The following is a 19,761-nucleotide window of genomic DNA, read 5'->3' as shown; positions in this document are numbered from 1 at the left end:
GCTGATTTAGCTGAAAAGCGCGTTGCCCCAAGCCCGTATCGCTTCCCGGTACGGCGCGAACAAACTAGCTCGCGCTGATCCGATTTTTGCACGTCTCACGACCTGTGCTATTTGAATACGCTGGCTGATTTAATTTTTGAGTAAATAGTCGTCGAATCTACTCGCTATATGGTTCAGCCATAGCAGTCCTGAAGTCCATTGATTTGGGTAATAGTAATAGCAATACTGTTCATGCAATAAATTCTCTTGAAGTGCTGACTCGTTTGTGTAGGTGTCAATTAGTTCCAGGATTTCTTTTCTGACTGTGAAAATCACATCCCTGGACGAATCTAGAAGAAATGTATCAATGACTTCGTCAGCCGAAGCATGATCTTCTACCCAATCTTGGTTGAAGTAGGCGCCAAAAAACTGCTGAAGTTCAGTTAGTGGTTTACTCATTTTTCTATTGGGTATCCTGTCAGTAATAGATAGCCATCTGGCATCTTAGGTCTTCGCATTAAAACTAGCACGAATTTGTAGATGGGAATTGACTCTGTAGTGCCTCTTATAACACTCAATCCTGGAGGCTGATTGGGGTTCTCTAATAATGTGTTCGTCCTTTGACCCTTTTAAAAAATGGATATTTTTCAATGGCGGGCAGCTACGCTTTTAGATACGAGAGCTTCCGCCTCTTCTTGGGCTCTAAACGTAGAAATTGTCGGTATGTAACACAGGGAAGTGGGCTGACAAACCAGGCAAAACATTGCGCACGGGATGTTTAGCGATAAATTCGGAGCTTTTTTAGGCAAGGTCATGCCTCAGGTATTTGTTGGGTAAAGAAGTATTTTAGTTGCTATTAATTTCACGAAGTTGGATTCGTGAGTTATTGGTTCGTTGAGCTCAATAAGAATTATTGAGTCGTCAATTCTCTGTGCTGCATAATTTTCGTCGGTATCTTGGACTAGCTCGCCGATAATTTTATGAGCCCCATTAATAGCGATGATTTCTGGTGTTGCACTAGGTGAGGGCAAGATATTTTTTCCAAGAAAAAATGTCATCCAGCTCCAACCCCACGTCCAATGTCTCAGCAGATTTTCTGCATGCTACCGCTCCATAAAGCCGTACCATTTCCTAAAGGTGAGTTAAATTTCACTTGTAAAAAGCCTTGGTCGGAATGGACGTCGGTTACTTGTATCTTCATTTCACTTCTTCGGTAGTGGGGCACGTATAACAGTATTGTCAGTATTCATGGTGTTGGTTTCTATTTCGATAGTTTATATTTCTTCATGATAATGGTGCTTGCTTGGCTTGCTGTTAATTTTATGAACACCGTAACGAATACTTCTTTTTGCGTCGCTGGAAAAGACTTAACTGTAAAATTGAGCGCTGTCCGTCGCGCCGTTGGGCGTGTCACTGAACAGCCAGTTCGTGCGCCCGATAGCAAAGGGCCTGATCGCGCACTTTGTGACATTGTGTTGATCGGTAATTCCTTGCAGCTCGCAGGTGACTTCGTTGGTGACGGGCCCTCGTTGCGGATTTTTTGGAGAACCATAGACCAAGAATATGGTTGATCCGAATGAGCGCTCAGGTAAAACTGTTGTTTTTTATTTGTGATAAAAGCTTGGTGATTAAGTCTTCCAGAGTTGATTTCAGAGCTTAATAGGGGGCTAGTATTGGATTGTTGATTTTTAATCATATGCTTTCAGTTTTGTAGCTGTCTGCAATTATTGTGAATATGATGTCCTTGTTATTGCTTGCCCTAAAATAGTAGGTTTTTTTATTTTGCACGGACGGAATGTGTTTTTTATCTTGCGAAAAATTGGAGTCTGTTTCCTCGCTTAATCCGCAGGTTTCAGCACCAATTGTGCTGACTCCATTGAAGGCAATAGCGTTGTGGAAAGTGATCAGTAATGATTCATCTAGTTCATTTGTGAAGATAACGAGTAGCTCGTTGCGCTTGCAAGTTACTTGTTCGATTTTGCCCCTTGAGACAGCCAGTTTTTTTGTCGCGTTGTTTGCTTTTTTTAAGGGTTTGTTGGGTTCCCAAAATTTCAAGTCAGAGAAGTGCCTTTCTATGTCGTCCATGTCGTCTTTACCGAGACTGTCGTCAAAATGGCGGGATATTATGGTGCGAACCTTTGCTAGGCGCTTTGTGATAGCGTAGTTGTCGATAAAATCAGTGGTTGCCCTTTGATATTCTTCTGGCGCACTAGGCTTTTCGGCGTAAAAGTTGCCCATTTTGCGTAGGGATATCAATATGAATTCGATCTCCTTAAGGGCATCCAGTGCTTCTATCCCTGTAAGTACTATTTTTTCATTTTGCTTTAGCATTATTTTCTTCTCGTAAACTCAGGGTTGTCTAGTTTCAGGTTTCCTTTTACGGTTAGCTCCACAGTGTTGTATCTAGGGTTTTTTATCCATTCCAATCGTGATTCAGGTACGTCCGTCTCAATGTAATCTCGGCCTTTGCTTTTGTCGATTTGATATTTATCCTGTGCGCCTATAGGGCTTAGTACTTTGCTTTTTGCAGGTTCGAGATAAACTCTATTGTTGTCTTGAGCCAATATCATTCCCTCTTTTTCAATTCCTTTCGAGCCGGTTCTGCTTGTGTAGTGTCGTACCCTTACGGTGTTTTCTTGGCGAGAAGCGGGAGCTGGAAGCGTTGGCTCGCCATCGTTAGTTTTTGATTGATTTGTTGGACTTTCAGCGTTAAGGGTTGGCTTGCAACCATCCGCCCCCGGACACGAACTCAACCCCAGCGGATCCACCCACCCCGTAGGATTGGGCGCGTACTGGTACCTATTGATCCCACCCGCCAACTTCACCGGATCCGGCGTCAGGTAGCGACCGATATCCGGATTGTAGTAGCGATGACGGTTGTAGTGCAGCCCGCTTTCTTGATCGAAGTATTGCCCCTGGAAGCGCAGGGGATTGTCGATTTTTCCGCTGTCGAGGCGGGCGATTTCGCCGTAGGCGCGGTAGTGGGCGGACCAGACGATTTCGCCATCGGCGGCGGTGAGTTCCTGTGGGGTGCCGAGGTGGTCGAGTTGGTAGTGGTAGGGCGTTGTTTCGTCTGGACCAAAGCCTTCCAGCAGGGCCAGCGGGCGGAAGCTGTCGGGTTCGTAGAGGTAGCTACGATGGCGCCCGGCGTGGTGTTCGGCGATGAGTTTGTCGCCTTGCCAGAAAAACTCGGTCGTTACGTCATCAACGGTCTTGCTGATGCGCCGCCCGAACGGGTCGTAGCGATAACTGGCGGTTTGGCCGTTGGGCTGGGTAATGCCGATCAGGCGGTGTTGGCAGTCGTAGCGGTACTCGGTGACTAACGCGTGCCCACGTCCTCGCCGTTCGCGAATCAGATTGCCGAAGGCGTCGTAGTCGTAGGAGCGATCGCCCTGGATCGTCAGGCGGTTGCCGGCCACGATGTCGGGACCTGGGCGGTTTTGCATCAGCAGGTTGCCGGCCGGGTCGTGGGCGAAGCGTTCCTGGACGTCTTGGGAGTGGTCGGCGCGGGTCAGGCGGTTGAGTGGGTCGTAGTGGTAGCGGTGTTCGCCCTTGCGGGTGTCGAGCAGGCGGGTGAGGTTGCCGGATGGGTCGTAGTCGTACTGGCGTTGGTAGCGGTGCTGCGCCTGTTGGGTGACGGTGTGGGCATGCAGGCGTTGCTGGTCGTCGTAGTGGTAGTGGCTGAGCAGTTGGCCTTGCTGGCGTTGATGCTCCTGGCCGGCTTTGAATAGATGAGAGGTCAGCAGAGCGCCGTTCAACTCGACGGTGGCGAGGTGGCCGCCTTTGCCGTGGTTGAACACCACGCGGTTGTTGTCCGGCAGGCGCAGGTGTTGAAGTTGGCCGCAGGCGTCGTAGCCATAGCGCAAGGTGCCCCAGCCTTGGTGTTCGGCGGTGAGGCGGTTTTGGTGGTCGTATTCGTAGGCCAGCGCCCAGTGGCCGTCGTTGACGCTGAGGAGGTTGCCTTGGCGGTCGTAGGCATAGTCGACAGTGCTGCCATCGGGCAGGGTTTTTCTTACGAGGCGGCCGGCGTGATCGCGCTTGTAGCAGGTAATTAGCTGACTGCCGTCGTCGCCGTGTTCGGTCTTTTCCTGCAGGTTGCCGTTGAGGTCATAGGCGTAAGCGGTGCGCTGGCCGTCAAAGCCGGTTTCCTGCCGGATCAGGCCATTGGGGTGGTAGTCGAGCGTGTAGGACTCGCCGACCTCGTTTTCGACCTCGGTCAGCAATAACCTAACGTTGTCATAGCGGTATTTGACCTGGGTGCCATCGGCATTGATGCGGCGGCTGATCAGGTGCAGGCCGTCGGCGTATTCGTAGCGGGTGACGTGGCCGCGTTCATCGCGCTCGGCGGTGATTTTTCCGTAGGGGTTGTAGCTGTATTCCCTGAACGCGCCGCTAGGCTGAGTGAGTTTCAGCAGGCGCCCGGCAGCGTCCCATTGGTATTGGGTCAGCGCACCATGCTCGTCCTCCCGCGCAATCTGCCGGCCCAGGTCGTCATAGCGATAACGCTTGATCCCGCCATTGGGCAGTTGCTCCTCAAGCAACTGCCCACGCTCATTCCACACCAGCCGATGACAGCTATGATCCGGGTACCACACCCCAACCAGTTGCCCGTATTTGTTGTAGCTGTAGTCGGTCACGTGACCAGCGGGATCGGTCTTACGCGTGACGTCGCCCTGGTCATTGCGCTCGTACTTCCAGACCGCCGCGCCGCGCCGCACAACCCGTACGAATCCGTGGTCATGCTCGTAGGTCGTCGGCTCATCGTCCCCCGGAAACAGCGCCACCAAGCGTCCGGCGTCGTCGTATTGATAGGCCGTCACCGCGCCGAGCGGATCCTGCTCAACCGTCAGCCGGCCTTTGTCGTCGTAGGAATTGAAGTGCGTGGCGCCATCCGGGTCGACGCGCTGCACTAGCCGCGCACGTTGATCGTGGATATACACTTCCTGGCTGCCATCGGCGTTGTGCACGGTGACGCGGCCGTCATCACCCCAGGCATAACGCGTGTCCATCTGGGTAAAACTGGCCCAATGCCGGACACATCTGGCCGCCTTGCCAGCGCCTTCCCACGCCCAAAAGAAACTCGCCCCACCGGCCAGTTGGCGTTCGAGAATCACGTGCTGCTCGTCGTACCGATAAACCTCGCGTCCACCGACGGCATTGGTCGCCGAGGTGAGTCGTCCCGCCTCGTCATAGGCGTAGGAAACGACGTTTTGTTCGGTCACCCACTCGAACGGTTCAGGCCCCTTGGCACGCTGAATCTGGTAGTCCACGGCCACGATACGGCCCGCCGCGTAGCGCAGACACAGCGAGCGCCCCACGCCGTTATCCAGTCGTTCGATGCGCCCCAGGGCATCCCGGAAAATCCGCAGTCGGTTGTCATACGCGTCGCTGATCGCCGTCAGCGCCCCGTCGCGAAAGTGGTAGAACTGTGAGGCCTGCGCCAGCACCAGCTCATCCGGTGAAGCGCCCAGATAGATCGCCGCTTCGGCCAGGCTATTGGTGATCGCCGGTCGAGAGTCGGAAGGCAGCGGAAACGTCGTAGTCCGATTCTCATGGTCCGTCCACACCACCGAATCGCCCGACACCGACAGCCGCTGCGCCAGCGCGTGACTCCAGCCAAAGCCCAAGCCGCAATCCACGTCCACCGCACTGGTGCGGTACACACGCGTCCACTCGAATGGCAGGATCCCGTCCAACACCCCATCGGTCAGGGTCAGCAGTTCCTCGCCGGTGACCATCGACACCGGGCAACCGTGGGTGACGGTTTTGTCCGACGCCGCCACCGCATCGCCATTCGGATTTTTCGCCGAGGTCGGCACGTCATCCACGGGCTCCTGCCTGACCAGCGCCGTGTGCTGGCGTTTATCCCGCACCGCCGGCACCGGGTTGGAAACCAACTGATCGCCCGCTTTCAACGGCGCAACCGGCACGCTCCTGATCGGTGTCGCCGCGCTGCCCAACAGCAATGGCCTGGCCGCCTCGGCATGCGCCTCCAGCTTGGGCCCGACGACCTGATCGGCCAGCCGTTCCAGCCATTGGCGCGCACGGCCTGACTTGACATGACTCAACACCTGCGCGCCCAGGCGAATCTTCACGCCCATGCCCCGCGTGGCCCAGACCAGGAACAGATTGATCAACACCTCGCCGGTGATCTCGCCCAGCAGTTCGTACATCTGCGGCGGTGGCAGCAGCCGTATCCAGCCGACCATGGCGGCTAAATAGATAAACAGCAGCGGCTCGTCGCTGAGTATCAGCAGGCCGTGGGCAATTGCGTCTTTGCTGAGCTTGAGCAGCTCATCGAGTTCGGCCTGGGAGAGGTACTGCAGCAGCTTTTCGCTGTTGGCCTTGAGGTCCGCCAACAGGTCGTATAGCTGGGTGACGTTGTCCCAGAGGTTGTAGAGCGCCTTGGCAATCCCACTGGAAAACGCCACGCTCTGCAAGGCGCTGCGCTCGAACGGCGCGGCGTTGGCGAAGTCGCTCCATTGCGCGCTGAACGTCTGCGTCCACTCATCACGCAGGTGATTTTCCAGCTGCGCAATCAGCGCCTGATAGGACGCATACAGCGCCTTGACGTGAGCTTCGCAAACGTTGGGATAAAAGGTGATCTGGTAGCGCTGATCGCGGGTGCAGTCCTTGACTTCAAGTATGCCGCTGGGGCCTATCGTGTGATGGATCGGCGCGCCCATCGGGCTGCCATCCGCGGCAATGGCTTGCAGCATCACCGGCGTATTGCCGATGGGCACAAACTGCGCGCTTTCAAACAGATGCACCAGGGTCAACGACCCCTGGGCCTTGCACGTGGCCACGGTGTTGCTGGGTGTGGTGGAGGAAGCCGGCGCGACCAGCGCCACCTCATCCCCGACCTTGAACACCTGCTCAACCTCCAGCGCCGAAAAGCTCCAGAAGCTCGACGCCCATTGGTCAAAGGTATTCAGGCACGTCCTGAAATCACGAAAGACGCTTTCGACGTCCGGCGCCTGGGCATTCATGGGGGCCAGGACGAAGCTGGCGATGACCGGAATCAAGAGGCAGCCCCGTTGAACGGGGCAGGGGTGGAGAAGTGCATCGGCGGTCCCTCGCGCTGGGTAATCAGGCGAGGAACTTTGCAGAGGTTTTCAGACGCGGTGAGTAGAGCTTATCCGGCAGTTACGTGGGATGTTTCGACAACCTTCGTCTTCTCCCGCCCCAGCACCAGGCTGCACAGCGCCGGCAAAAACAGCAGGGTCAACAGCGTCCCCACCAGCACCCCGCCAATCAGCACGTAGGCCAGGGACGACCAGAACACCGACAACGTCAGCGGAATGAACGCCAGCGCCGCGGCCAGTGCAGTGAGGATCACTGGCCGCGCACGGCGCACGGTGGCTTCGATGATCGCTTCGTGAGTCGCCATGCCGTGTTCCTGATTTTGGCGAATCTGGTCGGTAAAGATCAGCGTGTTGCGCATCAAGATCCCGCCAATGCCGATCAAGCCCAGAATCGCGTTAAACCCGAAGGGCTGGTTGAACAGCAACAATGTCGGCACCGCGCCGATCAAGCCCAGGGGCGCGGTGGCGAAGACCATGAACATCACGCCGAACGAACGCACCTGGAACATGATCACCGTGAGCGTCAGCAGGATCATGATCGGGAACAGCGCCGCCAGGGCGACGTTGGCCTTGGCGCTTTCTTCCACCGGGCCACCGATGTCGATCCGGTAGCCGGCGGGCAGCTTGGCGATCAGCGGTTGCAGGTCTTTGTACACGGCCATTTCCACGTCGGGCGGTTGCACGCCGTCGATGATGTCGGCGCGCACTTCCACAGTGGTCGCGCGGTTGCGGCGCTTGAGGATCGGTTCTTCCATCACCGCCTGGAATTGCCCGACCTGGGCCAATGGCACCGACGCGCCAGCGCTGTTGGTCAGGGTCATGTTGCTGAGATTGCCGAGGTTCTCGCGCTGGTTGCCCTGGGCGCGGGCGACCACGGAAACCGTGCGGTTGCCTTCGCGCACTTCGGTGATCGGGTTGCCGCTGAGCAAGGCGTTGAGCTGGGATTTGACCTCGTCCGGGGTGAAACCCAGCAGGCGCAGGCGATCCTGATCCAGCACCAGGCGATAGCCGCTGGCGCGCTCGCCCCAATCGAGGAAGGCGTCCTTGGTCAGCGTGTTGGCGGCGACGACTTTGCGGACCTCGTCGGACAGCCCGCGCAGCACATCCACATTCGGCCCGGAAACCCGGAACACCACCGGGAACGGCACGGGCGGGCCGAACAGCAGTTGCGTCACCCGCACCCGCGCCGCCGGAAACTCACCGGCGGCAACGCGCTCACGCATGCGCCGCTTCAACGCATCGCGTGCATGGGAGTCCGGGGTCTGCACGATCAGCTTGGCGAACGCCGGGTCCGGCAGTTCGGGGTTCAGCGACAGGAAAAAGCGTGGCGCACCGCCGCCCACATAGGTGTCGACCAGTTGGGTCTGAGGCTCCTGCAACAGCGCCTGTTCCAACTGCGCAGCCACCGCTTCGGTGCTTTTGAAGGCGCTGCCGGGCGGCATATACACCTCGAGGATCAGCTCGGAACGGTCGGAGTTGGGGAAAAACTGCTTCTTCACCACACCCATGCCCACCACGCACAGCACAAACGCAGCCACCACCAGCCCGGTCACCTGCCAGCGTCGACGCACGCAGGCTTGCACCAGGCGGCGCAGTGCCTGGTAATAGCGGCCGGCGTAAATCGCGTCGTGGCCGCCGGGCACCGGTTTGATGGGCGGCAGCAGCTTTACCCCCAGGTACGGCGTGAACACCACCGCCACCAGCCAGGATGAGATCAGGGCAAAACCGACGATCCAGAAAATATTGCCGGCATATTCCCCGGCGCCGGAGCGGGCGAACCCCACCGGCAGAAAACCGATGATCGTCACCAGGGTACCGGTGAGCATCGGCGCGGCCGTGGAGTGCCAGGCGAAGGTGGCGGCGTGAATCCGGTCGAAGCCTTCTTCGAGTTTCACCACCATCATCTCGATGGCGATGATCGCGTCATCCACCAGCAGACCCAGGGAAATGATCAACGCGCCCAGGGTGATGCGGTCGAATTCGCGCCCGGTGAGCAGCATGATCACAAACACCATCGACAAGGTCAGCGGCACCGCCGCGGCCACCACCAACCCCACGCGAAAGCCCAGGGCCAACAGGCTGATCAGCATGACCACCGCCAGGGCGACGAAGAATTTGAGCATGAATTCATTCACCGCCAGGCTGATGTTTTTCGCTTGGTCGGAGACTTTGGCGAAGTTCACGCCCAAGGGCAGGTCGGCCTGGATTCTGGCCTCTTGGGCCTTGAGGCTTTTGTCCAGTTCCAGGCCGTTCCAGTGCTTCTCCATGATCACCCCGAGCATCAGCGCCGGGTCGCCCTGGTGGCGGATGCGGTAGCTGGGCGGGTCTTCATAGCCGCGGCTGACGCTGGCCACATCGGCGATGCGCAGCACACGGCCGTTGGCTTCCAGCGGCACGTTTTCAATCAACGCCAGGCTGTCGAAGGCGCCGTCGATACGGATATAGGCGCGGGCCCCGGCGGTCTCCACAAAGCCCGAAGGCGCCACGGCGTTTTGCGCGGCGAGGACGGCGAAGATCTGACCGGGCTTGATGCCCAGGGTCGCCAGGCGCTCGTAGGAGAACTCGACAAAGATCCGCTGAGCCTGTTCGCCGAGGATGTTGACCTTCTTCACGCCCGGCAGGTCGAGCAGGCTCTGGCGCAAGTCCTCGGCCATCTGCACCTGCTGGCGATGGGGCAGGTGCTCGGCTTCCAGGGCGTACAGCGCGAAGTACACGTCAGAATATTCGTCGTTGAAAAAGGGCCCGATTACGCCTTTGGGCAGCTTCGCCGCTTCATCGCTGAGCTTTTTGCGGGTCTGGTAGAACAGCTCCTGAATTTCGCCGGCGCGCGTGGATTCCTTGAAGGTCATGCGCATGGACACGAAACCCGGTTGGGCAATGGTCTCGACGCGGTCGTAGTAGTCCAGTTCCTGCAGGCGTTTTTCCAGGCGGTCGGCCACCTGCTCCTGCATTTCCTGGGCAGTGGCGCCGGGCCAGGCGGCGGTGATGGTCATGACCTTGACCGTAAACGAGGGGTCTTCGGCACGACCGAGTTTGCCGAACGAGAAAACCCCGGCGGCGAGGATCGCGATGATCAGGAACAGCGTGACCGCGCGGTGCTTGACCGCCAGTGCGGAGAGGTTGAGGCCGCGCATGCTCAGTGGTCCTGTTGACGGTTGAGGGCCAGCACTTGGGCGGGCGACAGGCGTACCGCCTCACCGCCTTGCAGCAGGTGTGCGCCGAGGGCGACGATGGTCTGGCCGGGGCTCACGCCGCTGTCGAGCAACGCGTCTTCCTGGCCGAGGCTGGCGACCTTGACCGGGGCGAAGCTGACTTTGTCGTCCGCACCGATCAGCCACACGCCGACGCCTTGTCCGGCGTCGTGCAGGGCGCCGATGGGCACGCGGGTTTGCTCGGCCTGGCCGTTGCCTTGCAGGCGCAGGGTGACGGTCGAGCCGAGGGCGAAGCGGTCGACGGCGCCATGCAGCACATAGCGGGCGCGGTAGGTACGGGTGATGGGATCGGCACTCGCGGACAGTTCGCGCAATGTAGCGGTTACTGCCTGGTCCGGGGCGCCGAAGGTGAAGGCCAGGGCTTTTTGCGCGGCTTGGTCGCGCTGGTTTTCCGGCAGGTTGACGAGGGCTTCGCGGGCGCCGTCATGGGCCAGGCGCGCGACGATTTGCCCTTCGGCCACCACTTGGCCGCGATCCACGCGTACGTCGGTGATGATGCCGTCGCCATCGGCCTTGAGCACCGAGTAGGTGCGGCGGTTTTCGATCTGGCTGGCGTCGGATTGCGCCGCGGCCAGTTCGGCTTCGGCTACCCGCAGTTGGGTGGCGGACTGGTCGAAAATCTGCCGTGAAACGGCGCCGGTACTGGCCAGGCGCTGGTAGCGGTCGGCATCGTCGCGGCGCTGACGCAATTGCGCCTGGGCGGCGCTGACGCGGTTTTTCGCCGAGCGCAGGGCCAGCTCGAAGTCGCCGATGTCCAGCACCAGCAGGGTGTCGCCACGGGAGACGTGCTGGCCGGGGTCGACCTTGCGTTCGATGACCTTGCCGCCGACACGGAAGCCCAGGTCGCTTTCCGTACGCGCCGCCACGACACCGGTGTAGGCGCTTTGCCGGGTGCCGGCGGCTTCGACCTTGGCGGCGAGTACCGGGCGTGCCTGGGGTGTTTGGGCGGCGGTGTCGGCTTTGCTGTTGCAGCCGCTGAGGACGATCAACAGGGCCAGGGGAGGGAGAAGGCGCAGGGGGAGAGGATGCATGACGGGCTCCAGGGGTAACCATCGAGTAAAAATTACGCTCGTAATCTTTTGCTAATATTATGGTCGAAATATAATTAAATCCAGCCTTTGATCATCCGCCGGGTGAACGGCCCTGAGAGGGTATATCGTTCCATCAGTGGGACGATCAAATGTGTTTTAGCCGTCTAGCGCCGAATTGCTGCGAGTTTTAAGGTGTATGCACTTTGGAGGACCACCATGAAAAAACTGATCGGTATCTACACCAGCCCTCGCGCCCATTGGGTCGGCGATGGTTTTCCGGTGCGTACGCTGTTTTCCTACGACTCGATGGGCAAACACATCAGCCCATTCCTGCTCCTGGACCACGCCGGGCCGGCCGATTTCACCCCGACCGAGCAACGTCGCGGCGTCGGCCAGCATCCCCATCGCGGCTTTGAAACCGTGACCATCGTTTATGACGGCGAAGTCGAACACCGTGACTCCACCGGCGCCGGTGGCACAATCGGCCCGGGCGATGTGCAATGGATGACCGCCGCCAAGGGCATTCTTCACGAGGAATTCCACTCTCAAGCCTTTGCCCGCAGCGGCGGGGTGTTGGAGATGGTGCAACTGTGGGTCAACCTGCCGGCCAAGGACAAAATGGCCGATGCGGGTTACCAGACCCTCGTCGACGGCGACATCCCCGTACTGCCGCTGGCCGACGGCGCCGGGCACCTGCGCCTGATCGCCGGGGCGTTCGCCGGCACCCAAGGGCCGGCCCGTACCTTCACGCCCATTGACGTATGGGACTTGCGCCTCAATGCCGGCAAGCCCGTGACCCTGGACCTGCACGTTGGGCGCAACACCGCCCTGGTGATCCTGCGCGGTACGGTACGGGTCAACGACGAAGAAGTCGCCCGTCCAGGACAACTGGCGCTATTCGCGCGTGATGGTAGCCAACTCACCCTGGAATCCAGCGACGACGCCAAGGTGCTGTTGCTCAGTGGCGAACCTATCGATGAACCGATCGTGGGCCATGGGCCATTTGTGATGAACACCGAGCAGGAGATTCATCAGGCGTTTGCCGATTTCCAGTCGGGGCAGTTTGGGCGGATGCATGACTGACAACTCACCGAAAACCCCTTAGGCGCTGGCTTGCCAGCGAGAGCATCAGCGCGGTGTGACGGATACACCGCGGCGTCTGCATCACCGGCAAGCCAGCGCTTACAATTTGTTTCCATTGTTTCGATTTCATGCAGTCTTCCCGTCATTCGCCCTGGAGTCGTCTGGATGCCGTCGCTCATGGCTGGTCATCCTATGTAACTCGTCAGGGGATAAGTCGGGTGACAGTTTTCAAGTTCTTTATAATGACGAGTTGAATCTATCGGCAGAAAAAGCCAATAGAGAACAGTTTGGCTTTTGAGCAATAGCCATATTGGCTAGGGCGTCACCAATAGCTGGCGCAAATTTAAAACCGTGCCCTGAGCAAGCAGATGCGAAATAAGTTGATTTAAATTCTTTAGATATTCCTATTAAGAAAGACTCGTCACGAGTCATCGTGTAGAAACAGTTCTTTGCTTGCGTAGGGATGGGGTCAAGTTTAGGGAGTATGGACTGAATAATTGAGGATATCTCGTTTTTATACATGTCTTGCACGGGGGCACTCTTCCAACTAGGAGAGATAGAATTTTGCTGCCTATTGTGAAAGCCAATTTTTACCCCGAGTTCATTGCTGACAATTGAGGGCACGCCGTAGAGAAGGCTGCTGTCTTCGCGCTCGTAAAGAAAAACTGGAAATTGTTCATGAGAAAAAAGCTTGTCGGCACCTACTTTTGGTTTGAACCAATATATAGGAACCTGACGAGGCTCCAAGAAGCTTTTGAACTCCGGCATGAGGTTGTTAGTGACCCAAGGCCCCACTGTGACTATCACCGAACCTGCAAAATAAATACGTCCATTTTTAGTTGTCACGCGGATAGCAGTACCATGGTTTTCGAGCTTCAACACGTGGTTTCCAAACTCAGTGATGGCACCGCATCGAACGGCCTCATTCAACATCCACAATCTCGCTTCACTGGCCGAAATTGCATACGCACCAGGCTCGTATACAGCGAGCATCTCATCCTGCAAATTGAATGCGGGCATGCGTTTTCTGGCGTCAGAAGCCATCCATACCTCATGATCAATTTTTCCGTGTTTTGCGGTTTTAATGCTTCCGGCCACTACACGGCTGGATTTAGCTCCAATGAAAACGCCTCCTGTGCGATACAGAAGACGTCTTTCAGTCACGTCCTCTAGTTCATTCCACAATAAATCAGCTTGGTTAAGTAACTGAAGGTACTTCTCGCCTTCCCAGTAAGCGCGGCGAAAAATTCTCGAGGCCCCTTGGGAAGATCCATAGCAATGACTGGGGCCGAATGCGTCAACTCCTAATACCCTAGCGCATTTCGGTGCCACTCTCCACAAAGCAGCAGCTCCCATAATTCCAAGGCCAATAACAATGACGTCATAGCTATTATTCACTTATATATCCTTTTTTTGTCGCTGGGAGGTTGAAATGTCGTAGGTGATAAGGGAGATCAATATGCCGGTTGTTATGAGGGTTAATGTTAATGGGGTGTCTGATATTTGTTGCGTGTTCGAAAATATTGAAATTGTTATAAGGGTAATGGGTAATATGAGTTGTAAGAATCCTGTCAGGGAAAGTGGCATTTTTCCGGTGGAGTAAGACAACATCAGCAAAGGTGCGATGGATACCGCGCCCGCTAACCAGATTAATTTGTTTGGAAGTTCATTGGGGTATGTGATTGGAAGGTTGAATGCCACAGTGGCTACTGTCAAACAACCGGTTAAGAAAAGGGTCTCTATGAGGAGCCCGTTTACGGAATCTAAAAGGGTTGATTTTTTAATGTAGGTGTAAAGTCCCCATGCTGTAGCAATTGAAAGGTAGGTGAAATGGTTTAAATCGTTGGTGTATATGATGAGTGCAACAACTGAGCCGAATGCCACAATGGCAGATATGGCGCTTCGTAAGCTAATAGGCTCATGATAAACTATTGAACCAAGCACAATAGAAACAAAAGGAGCCAGCAGGTAACCAAGCCCGCTCTCTAGTAAGTATCCGTTTATGGAGGACCAGATGAAGGCTCCCCAGTTGATTGCAATGAGTAACGACGCAATGCAATGTAGGTGAATTGATTTTAGAGTGACTTTTGTTGTTTTCTTTGCTTGGCGAAAAAAAACAACAAAAAGCGTTAAGGTAATAGCGGATAATGTGATTCGATAGGCAACCAATGTCATAGATGAAACTTCGCCAAGCTCTTTCCAGTAAAGAGATGATATTCCTAGAAAAAAATTTGCCGCCCCAGACAAGATTATAGCTAGTGAGTGAATTGGGCGGGGGAGGTGTTGTGGGTTCATGGTTTATATATCGGTCGATGAGAAAATTCAATGATTTCATATGACCAATAAATGTTGCCATTTTGGTCTGTGGAGTATGCAGCTAGATCTTGCTTCTCCCAGTTATTGAACTCCGCTTTTAAGTTTTTTTTTCTAGTGCTTTCCAATGTGTTGAATAATGAATAAGTGGGAGTGTATGTCGCTCAATTAATCTGTAGATTAATGGAGGTTGGTTGTTGTGTTTTTGATTGTATTTGTCCAATACCTCACGTATTCCCACCAAAGAGTTCAGTCCAACAATTGCGACACCCATGGGGTCAAGATATCTGGGGAGGCCCTCAAGGAAACGGCTCATCACCTCGTCACCATAGAACATGGCGCGTATGGGCAGTTGGCCATTCTGAGTCGGCATTTCCAGATGCTTGATAAGTGATTGTGAGGGCGTTCTCCAACCAGGTGGGTTGAAAGCGATTGTTTGGAATTGTCTTTCAGGAAGATCGCTAAATAGGTCACTCACGAGAAAGGAAACAGAACTTTTTTCGAAATTGATATCTTCGTTGATCTTCGCTTGCGTGATTGATTTTTTGCAGATGTCGGTCGCCGTAATATCATAGCTGCCAAGCTTGCGCATCAGTAGCGCGTGGACGCCACTTCCTGTGCCGATATCCAAGAAGCTACTGTTCAAAGTTCTAGGTCGTGCTGATTGCAGTAAGTAATGGCCAAGCCGAATGCCTGCAAGACTAACTTTGAAGACTTCAGGTGTGTGGGTGAGAGTCAAAGTTTGACCTAGGCCAAAGTAAATTTTATAGATATCATCAAGATGTTTTTCCCGGTTGCTCGATAAAAAAAGCCGGCCAGCTATACCGTGATCTATTAGTCCCTGCATATCTAAGGTCTCCGTCCTAATGCTCTCGAGCGTGCGTTGGCGTGTTTGAGTCCATCTATAACGATGGCTTGCATTTTTTTGCTATCAAAAAAATTGATCGCTTGTTCGGTTGTCCCTTTTGGAGTCATGACTTTTTCATAAAGTCTCGCCGGAGACTCTTGATGTCCGTCAAGAAGTGCTGAAGTTCCGCGCAGTGTTTGAATTACCATGGAGTAAGCATTGGCTTCATCGAAGCCAGCCAATAGGGCGTATTCAATAAGAGCTTGTGCAAAGTAAGAAATATAAGCAGGACCTCCGCCTACCAATGCTGTGGCAGCATCAATTAAATTTTCTTTTCTTACGGTGAGTACGGTTCCCAGTTTCAAAAATAAATCATTAACTAAGTGTTTGTTTTTTTTGCGTGGTCCGAGAAGTGCACATTAGTACGCTCATGCCTTCGTTAGTGGCACAAGGAAGATTTGGAATTGCCCTGCAGACTTGGGATGTTTTTAGGTGGGTTACTAGTTTCGATAAATTTATTCCAGCCATGACTGAAATCGTCATGCCGGTATAGTGCTCAAACTGTGAGTTGCTGTGTGCGAACTGTACAAAAGCTTGCGGTGGGATAGCTAGAATTATTACATTCGATGTAATAGATTTTGGCAGGGTATCCATCACTGAAATGCCTGCATTTTTCATTTCTTTCTCGTAGGTTCTATTGGGGTCAATAGCGGTTATCAACATATTTTTATTTGATCGCTTTAATCCAAGAGCAATTGCATGCCCCATATGACCTGCGCCGACAATAATAATATCTTTTTCCACTGTCATGGACGAAGGTATCCTAATTGATAGGGTGAGTGGTGCTTGCTGCTTTCAGACTCGTATTGAACTGGATTTATTTCAAGCTTGGTGCGTCCCAAAAATATGTAGTCCATTTCTTGTGGTGTTTTAATTGTGCGCGAATGCCGAATGTATTGTTTAAGTTGTCCAATATCCTCGGAGAGTATTTAGAAGCCTACTGGGAATTGTCTGAAGGACGTTATCTGAACCGATACCACTTAGTTAAACCATTCTGCCTATGCGATGCAGTTGAATCACTCTCCCATGGCGCCTACATTTTTCGCCGAGATATACCCCCCACCCCCCATTTCATGCGATCTTCCCGCCATTCGCCCTGGAGTCGTCTGGATGCCCTCATTTATCGCTGATCACCCGATGCTGTGCGCTGTGGCGCTGATTTTTATCGACATTGCCGTGTGGCGTCTTATCTCTGCCAACCTCGCCAACTGGAAGCTCGCGGCGCGGTTGGCGATCTTTGCGGTGTTCAGTGCCGTGTTGTTCAACGACGGCATGAACCCCATGCAAATCGCGCCGTATACCAACGACACGGCCTTGCACCTGGCCGCCACGGCGTTGCAGATCGGCTGGTGGCTGTTCGCGGCGCGCACGCTCACGGTATTGCTCGGCACGGTGATGATGCAGCGGGTCGGGCATACCGGGCGGTTGCTACAGGATTTGATGGGCGCGGTGATTTTCCTGATTGCGATCATCGCCGCCATGGCCTATGTGCTCGATCTGCCGGTCAAGGGCGTTCTTGCTACCTCCGGCGCGGTGGCAATCATCGTCGGCCTGGCCTTGCAAAGCACGCTGAGCGATGTGTTTTCCGGGATCGTCCTCAACACCACCAAGCCTTATCAAATCGACGACTGGATCTCCATTGACGGTACCGAAGGCCGGGTGACGGACATCGACTGGCGCGCCACGCGCCTGCAAACCTCCCAGGGCAGCCTGGCGGTGATTCCCAACTCCCTGGCGGCCAAGGCCAAGATCATCAACTTCTCGCGCCCGGCGGATATGTTCGGCCTGACGGTCAGCCTGCAGGTCAGTCCCCATGCGCGCCCGCAAACCGTGATCGAAGCGCTGGAGCGTGCGATGCAGGGTTGCCGGCCGCTGCTGGCCAAGCCGGCGCCCAGCGTGGCGTTCAAGACCTGCGCCAGTGAAGGGGTCGAGTATGAAATCAGCGGGTTTGTGCCGGCCATGGCCCTTAAGCGTGAGGTGCGCAACCAGCTTTATGATCTTGCGTTCCGGCATTTGCAGGCGGCCGGTGTGCGTTTGCTGTCCGCCACCGAGAGCGGCGCGCCGCCGGCCATGTCCGCTGCGCGGGCGTTGCTGGAGCGTTCGTCGATTTTCTCCACCTTGCGCCAGGAAGAGAAAGACACCTTCAGCCAGCACATGACCCTGCACACCTATCGCGCCGGCGAGGTGATCCTGCCGGCGGGGGAGGTCAGCGACCATCTGTTTATCGTCGAGTCCGGGGTGGTGTCGGTGATGCTGACCAAGGGCGGTCGCAAAATCGAGGCGGGGCGCATGGGGCCGGGGGAGGTGATCGGCGAGGCGGGCATTCTGTCCGACGACGCGGCGCTGGCGGACTTTTGCGCCAAGACCTTCTGCGTGCTGTACCGCATCGAGAAGGAATACTTGAAGCCGTGCCTGGATGCGCGCCACGATATCAGCGAAGCGATGAAGTCGCTGTTGGATTTCCGCCTTCACGCCGCCCAGGCCTTGACCCAGGACGCGCCGGTGGTGCCGGTGAAGAAGGGTTTCCTTCAGTGGCTGCGCAAGCGGGGCCACGGGATTTGATCGGGAGGGGGGACGAGCAAGCGTTTATCTGCGCGCTACCTGCAAGGCGACCAGCCTCTAAACACAACGTTGAAAAGATCATGGTGTCCCTGCGCGTTATTAAATAGAATGAATCTCATTTGAGACTCGATCGCGCCGTGCAGGTGGTTGCCATGAATGATGCTGTTGTCCCGATGCACGCCCCCGAACTGACGCTGTCCAGCCTGTACCGCGACCACCGCGGCTGGCTGGAAAGCTGGCTGCGGCGGCGCCTGGGCAATGCCTGGGATGCGGCCGACCTGAGCCAGGACACGTTTTTGCGCGTGCTGGCCAGTGCTCAGCCGCTTGCGCAGATGCAGGAACCCCGGGCGTACCTGGTGACGGTCGGCAAGCGTCTGCTGGTGAATTTCCATCAGCGGCGCAGCCTCGAGCAGGCGTACCTGAATGCCCTGGCGAACTTGCCCGAAGCCTGTGTGCCGTCGCCCGAACAGCGCTGGCTGGTGCTGGAAACCTTGCAAGCCCTGGATGAGTTGCTCGATGGCTTGCCGGTGTTGGTACGCCGCGCGTTTCTGTGGAGCCAATTGGAAGGCCTGGGCTATCGGGAGATCGCCGAGCGTCTGGACGTTTGCGAACGCACCGTGAAGCGCTACATGGCCCAGGCCTACGAGCATTGCCTGCTGGTGGAGCTGTGAACCGCGACATCGCGCGCGCCGCCGCGCAGTGGTTGGCCTTGGTGGAGTCCGGCGCGGCCACCGAGCGCGATCACACCGCGTTGCAGCACTGGCGTGACAGCCATCCCCAGCACGAACAGATCTGGCAACGTGCGCAAACCCTGCGCCAGCGTTTCAGCGACGTGCCCCAGGCCCTGGCGATGGCCAGTCTCGACCGCCCGCAACCGGCACGCCGCGCTGTGCTCAAGCGTGCGCTGGGGGTGGCCGCGTTGGTGCCGGCAGCCTGGTTGATCGGCCGCCAGTTGCCCATCGACACCTGGCGCGCCGACCTGCACACCGCCACCGGCGAGCGCAAACGCCTGCCGTTGGCGGACGGTGCCAGCCTGCAACTGAACACGGCCACGGCGGTGGACGTGGACCTGGCGCAGCGGCGCATCCGCCTGGTCGACGGTGAACTGGCCCTGAGCGTTCCGGGCACGGTGGCGCTGACGGTACACACCCGTTACGGCGAGCTGCGGGTCAGCCAGGCCGATGTGTGCGTGCGGCAACTGGCCTCCGGCTGCCTGGTGTCGGTGCTCACGGGGACGGTGCAGGTGCACGACCGGAGCGGGCACACCGCGACGCTGCACGGTGGCCAGCAAGCCCCGTTGAACGCCGGCGGGCTCGGCGGCTGGCGGACGTTCGATGCGCTGCAACTGGGCTGGCGCGACGGTGTGCTGACCGCGCAGAACCAGGCATTGGGCGACTTTTTGCGCGAGCTGGAGCGTTACCGGCCCGGGGTGTTGCGCTGGGATCCAAGCCTGGAAACGTTGCGGGTCACCGGCAGTTTTCGTCTGGACGATACCGACCGTATCCTCCGCCTGCTGGCCTCGACGCTGGGGCTGGAGGTGCAGGCGCGGACGCGGTATTGGGTGACGTTGCGCAAAGCTCAGGCTTGAG

General features: G+C 56.3%; 15 protein-coding genes. 4 read left to right on the top strand and 11 right to left on the bottom strand.

Annotation, left to right across the window (positions count from 1 at the left end; genetic code table 11):
* Nucleotides 1-129: 129 nt before the first annotated feature.
* The 6 genes from ACLH0J_RS20315 to ACLH0J_RS20290 all read right to left on the bottom strand — a co-directional run bounded on the left by ACLH0J_RS20315 (nucleotide 130) and on the right by ACLH0J_RS20290 (nucleotide 11,307).
* Entirely contained in the window at nucleotides 130-438 is a 309-nt protein-coding gene (locus tag ACLH0J_RS20315) for a contact-dependent growth inhibition system immunity protein (RefSeq protein WP_411388726.1), read from the bottom strand.
* A gap of 359 nt (nucleotides 439-797) precedes the next feature.
* On the bottom strand, nucleotides 798-1,037 hold the full coding sequence (locus ACLH0J_RS20310) for a hypothetical protein (RefSeq protein WP_411388725.1): 240 nt from the start codon (nucleotides 1,035-1,037) through the stop codon (nucleotides 798-800).
* Between the two features lie 634 nt (nucleotides 1,038-1,671).
* Nucleotides 1,672-2,310: a hypothetical protein gene (locus ACLH0J_RS20305; RefSeq protein ID WP_411388724.1), complete on the bottom strand. Its 639-nt coding sequence runs from the start codon at nucleotides 2,308-2,310 to the stop codon at nucleotides 1,672-1,674.
* On the bottom strand, nucleotides 2,310-7,004 hold the full coding sequence (locus ACLH0J_RS20300) for an RHS repeat-associated core domain-containing protein (protein WP_411388723.1): 4,695 nt from the start codon (nucleotides 7,002-7,004) through the stop codon (nucleotides 2,310-2,312). Before ACLH0J_RS20300 ends, ACLH0J_RS20305 begins: the two co-directional genes overlap by 1 nt.
* A gap of 110 nt (nucleotides 7,005-7,114) precedes the next feature.
* Entirely contained in the window at nucleotides 7,115-10,198 is a 3,084-nt protein-coding gene (locus ACLH0J_RS20295) for an efflux RND transporter permease subunit (RefSeq protein ID WP_411388722.1), read from the bottom strand.
* Nucleotides 10,199-10,200: 2 nt separating this feature from the next.
* Nucleotides 10,201-11,307, bottom strand: coding sequence for an efflux RND transporter periplasmic adaptor subunit (locus ACLH0J_RS20290; protein ID WP_411388721.1), 1,107 nt, complete (start codon nucleotides 11,305-11,307; stop codon nucleotides 10,201-10,203).
* A 216-nt stretch (nucleotides 11,308-11,523) separates the two neighbouring features.
* On the opposite strand from ACLH0J_RS20290, the gene ACLH0J_RS20285 reads away from it, so the two are divergent.
* Nucleotides 11,524-12,390, top strand: coding sequence for a pirin family protein (locus ACLH0J_RS20285; protein WP_411388720.1), 867 nt, complete (start codon nucleotides 11,524-11,526; stop codon nucleotides 12,388-12,390).
* A gap of 237 nt (nucleotides 12,391-12,627) precedes the next feature.
* Here ACLH0J_RS20285 and solA read toward each other — a convergent pair whose 3' ends face one another.
* The 5 genes from solA to ACLH0J_RS20260 all read right to left on the bottom strand — a co-directional run bounded on the left by solA (nucleotide 12,628) and on the right by ACLH0J_RS20260 (nucleotide 16,360).
* Complete coding sequence (solA, locus tag ACLH0J_RS20280; RefSeq protein ID WP_411388719.1) at nucleotides 12,628-13,788, bottom strand: N-methyl-L-tryptophan oxidase; 1,161 nt, start codon at nucleotides 13,786-13,788, stop codon at nucleotides 12,628-12,630.
* The gene (locus ACLH0J_RS20275; protein WP_411388718.1) at nucleotides 13,789-14,685 is read right to left on the bottom strand and encodes an EamA family transporter; all 897 of its coding nucleotides are present in this window, start codon (nucleotides 14,683-14,685) and stop codon (nucleotides 13,789-13,791) included.
* A 118-nt stretch (nucleotides 14,686-14,803) separates the two neighbouring features.
* Complete coding sequence (locus ACLH0J_RS20270; RefSeq protein WP_411388717.1) at nucleotides 14,804-15,550, bottom strand: methyltransferase; 747 nt, start codon at nucleotides 15,548-15,550, stop codon at nucleotides 14,804-14,806.
* A gap of 2 nt (nucleotides 15,551-15,552) precedes the next feature.
* Nucleotides 15,553-15,915, bottom strand: a complete 363-nt coding sequence (locus ACLH0J_RS20265; RefSeq protein ID WP_411388716.1) for a pyrroline-5-carboxylate reductase family protein — start codon at nucleotides 15,913-15,915, stop codon at nucleotides 15,553-15,555.
* Nucleotides 15,916-15,925: 10 nt separating this feature from the next.
* Complete coding sequence (locus tag ACLH0J_RS20260) at nucleotides 15,926-16,360, bottom strand: pyrroline-5-carboxylate reductase family protein (protein WP_411388715.1); 435 nt, start codon at nucleotides 16,358-16,360, stop codon at nucleotides 15,926-15,928.
* Nucleotides 16,361-16,720: 360 nt separating this feature from the next.
* Here ACLH0J_RS20260 and ACLH0J_RS20255 point away from each other — a divergent pair, with 360 nt between their 5' ends.
* The 3 genes from ACLH0J_RS20255 to ACLH0J_RS20245 all read left to right on the top strand — a co-directional run bounded on the left by ACLH0J_RS20255 (nucleotide 16,721) and on the right by ACLH0J_RS20245 (nucleotide 19,760).
* Entirely contained in the window at nucleotides 16,721-18,172 is a 1,452-nt protein-coding gene (locus ACLH0J_RS20255; RefSeq protein ID WP_411388714.1) for a mechanosensitive ion channel domain-containing protein, read from the top strand.
* 152 nt (nucleotides 18,173-18,324) lie between these two features.
* Complete coding sequence (locus ACLH0J_RS20250; RefSeq protein ID WP_411388713.1) at nucleotides 18,325-18,843, top strand: sigma-70 family RNA polymerase sigma factor; 519 nt, start codon at nucleotides 18,325-18,327, stop codon at nucleotides 18,841-18,843.
* Nucleotides 18,840-19,760 carry a FecR domain-containing protein gene (locus ACLH0J_RS20245; RefSeq protein WP_411388712.1) on the top strand — a complete coding sequence of 307 codons (921 nt, stop codon included), beginning with the start codon at nucleotides 18,840-18,842 and terminating at the stop codon, nucleotides 19,758-19,760. The genes ACLH0J_RS20250 and ACLH0J_RS20245 overlap by 4 nt, the downstream gene beginning before the upstream one ends.
* The last annotated feature ends 1 nt before the right edge of the window (nucleotide 19,761 follow it).

Source organism: Pseudomonas sp. MPB23 (assembly GCF_046605395.1).
Classification (GTDB): domain Bacteria; phylum Pseudomonadota; class Gammaproteobacteria; order Pseudomonadales; family Pseudomonadaceae; genus Aquipseudomonas.
This window is presented reverse-complemented; position numbering and strand designations above follow the sequence as displayed.

What these genes read in the sequence shown, in the direction of transcription:
- ACLH0J_RS20250 (WP_411388713.1), top strand. Translation starts at nt 18,325, where the DNA reads ATGAATGATGCTGTTGTCCCGATGCACGCCCCCGAACTGACGCTGTCC.
- ACLH0J_RS20270 (WP_411388717.1), bottom strand. Translation starts at nt 15,550, where the DNA reads ATGCAGGGACTAATAGATCACGGTATAGCTGGCCGGCTTTTTTTATCG.
- ACLH0J_RS20260 (WP_411388715.1), bottom strand. Translation starts at nt 16,360, where the DNA reads ATGACAGTGGAAAAAGATATTATTATTGTCGGCGCAGGTCATATGGGG.
- ACLH0J_RS20275 (WP_411388718.1), bottom strand. Translation starts at nt 14,685, where the DNA reads ATGAACCCACAACACCTCCCCCGCCCAATTCACTCACTAGCTATAATC.
- ACLH0J_RS20290 (WP_411388721.1), bottom strand. Translation starts at nt 11,307, where the DNA reads ATGCATCCTCTCCCCCTGCGCCTTCTCCCTCCCCTGGCCCTGTTGATC.
- ACLH0J_RS20255 (WP_411388714.1), top strand. Translation starts at nt 16,721, where the DNA reads ATGCCCTCATTTATCGCTGATCACCCGATGCTGTGCGCTGTGGCGCTG.
- ACLH0J_RS20315 (WP_411388726.1), bottom strand. Translation starts at nt 438, where the DNA reads ATGAGTAAACCACTAACTGAACTTCAGCAGTTTTTTGGCGCCTACTTC.
- ACLH0J_RS20305 (WP_411388724.1), bottom strand. Translation starts at nt 2,310, where the DNA reads ATGCTAAAGCAAAATGAAAAAATAGTACTTACAGGGATAGAAGCACTG.
- ACLH0J_RS20310 (WP_411388725.1), bottom strand. Translation starts at nt 1,037, where the DNA reads ATGACATTTTTTCTTGGAAAAAATATCTTGCCCTCACCTAGTGCAACA.
- ACLH0J_RS20295 (WP_411388722.1), bottom strand. Translation starts at nt 10,198, where the DNA reads ATGCGCGGCCTCAACCTCTCCGCACTGGCGGTCAAGCACCGCGCGGTC.
- ACLH0J_RS20285 (WP_411388720.1), top strand. Translation starts at nt 11,524, where the DNA reads ATGAAAAAACTGATCGGTATCTACACCAGCCCTCGCGCCCATTGGGTC.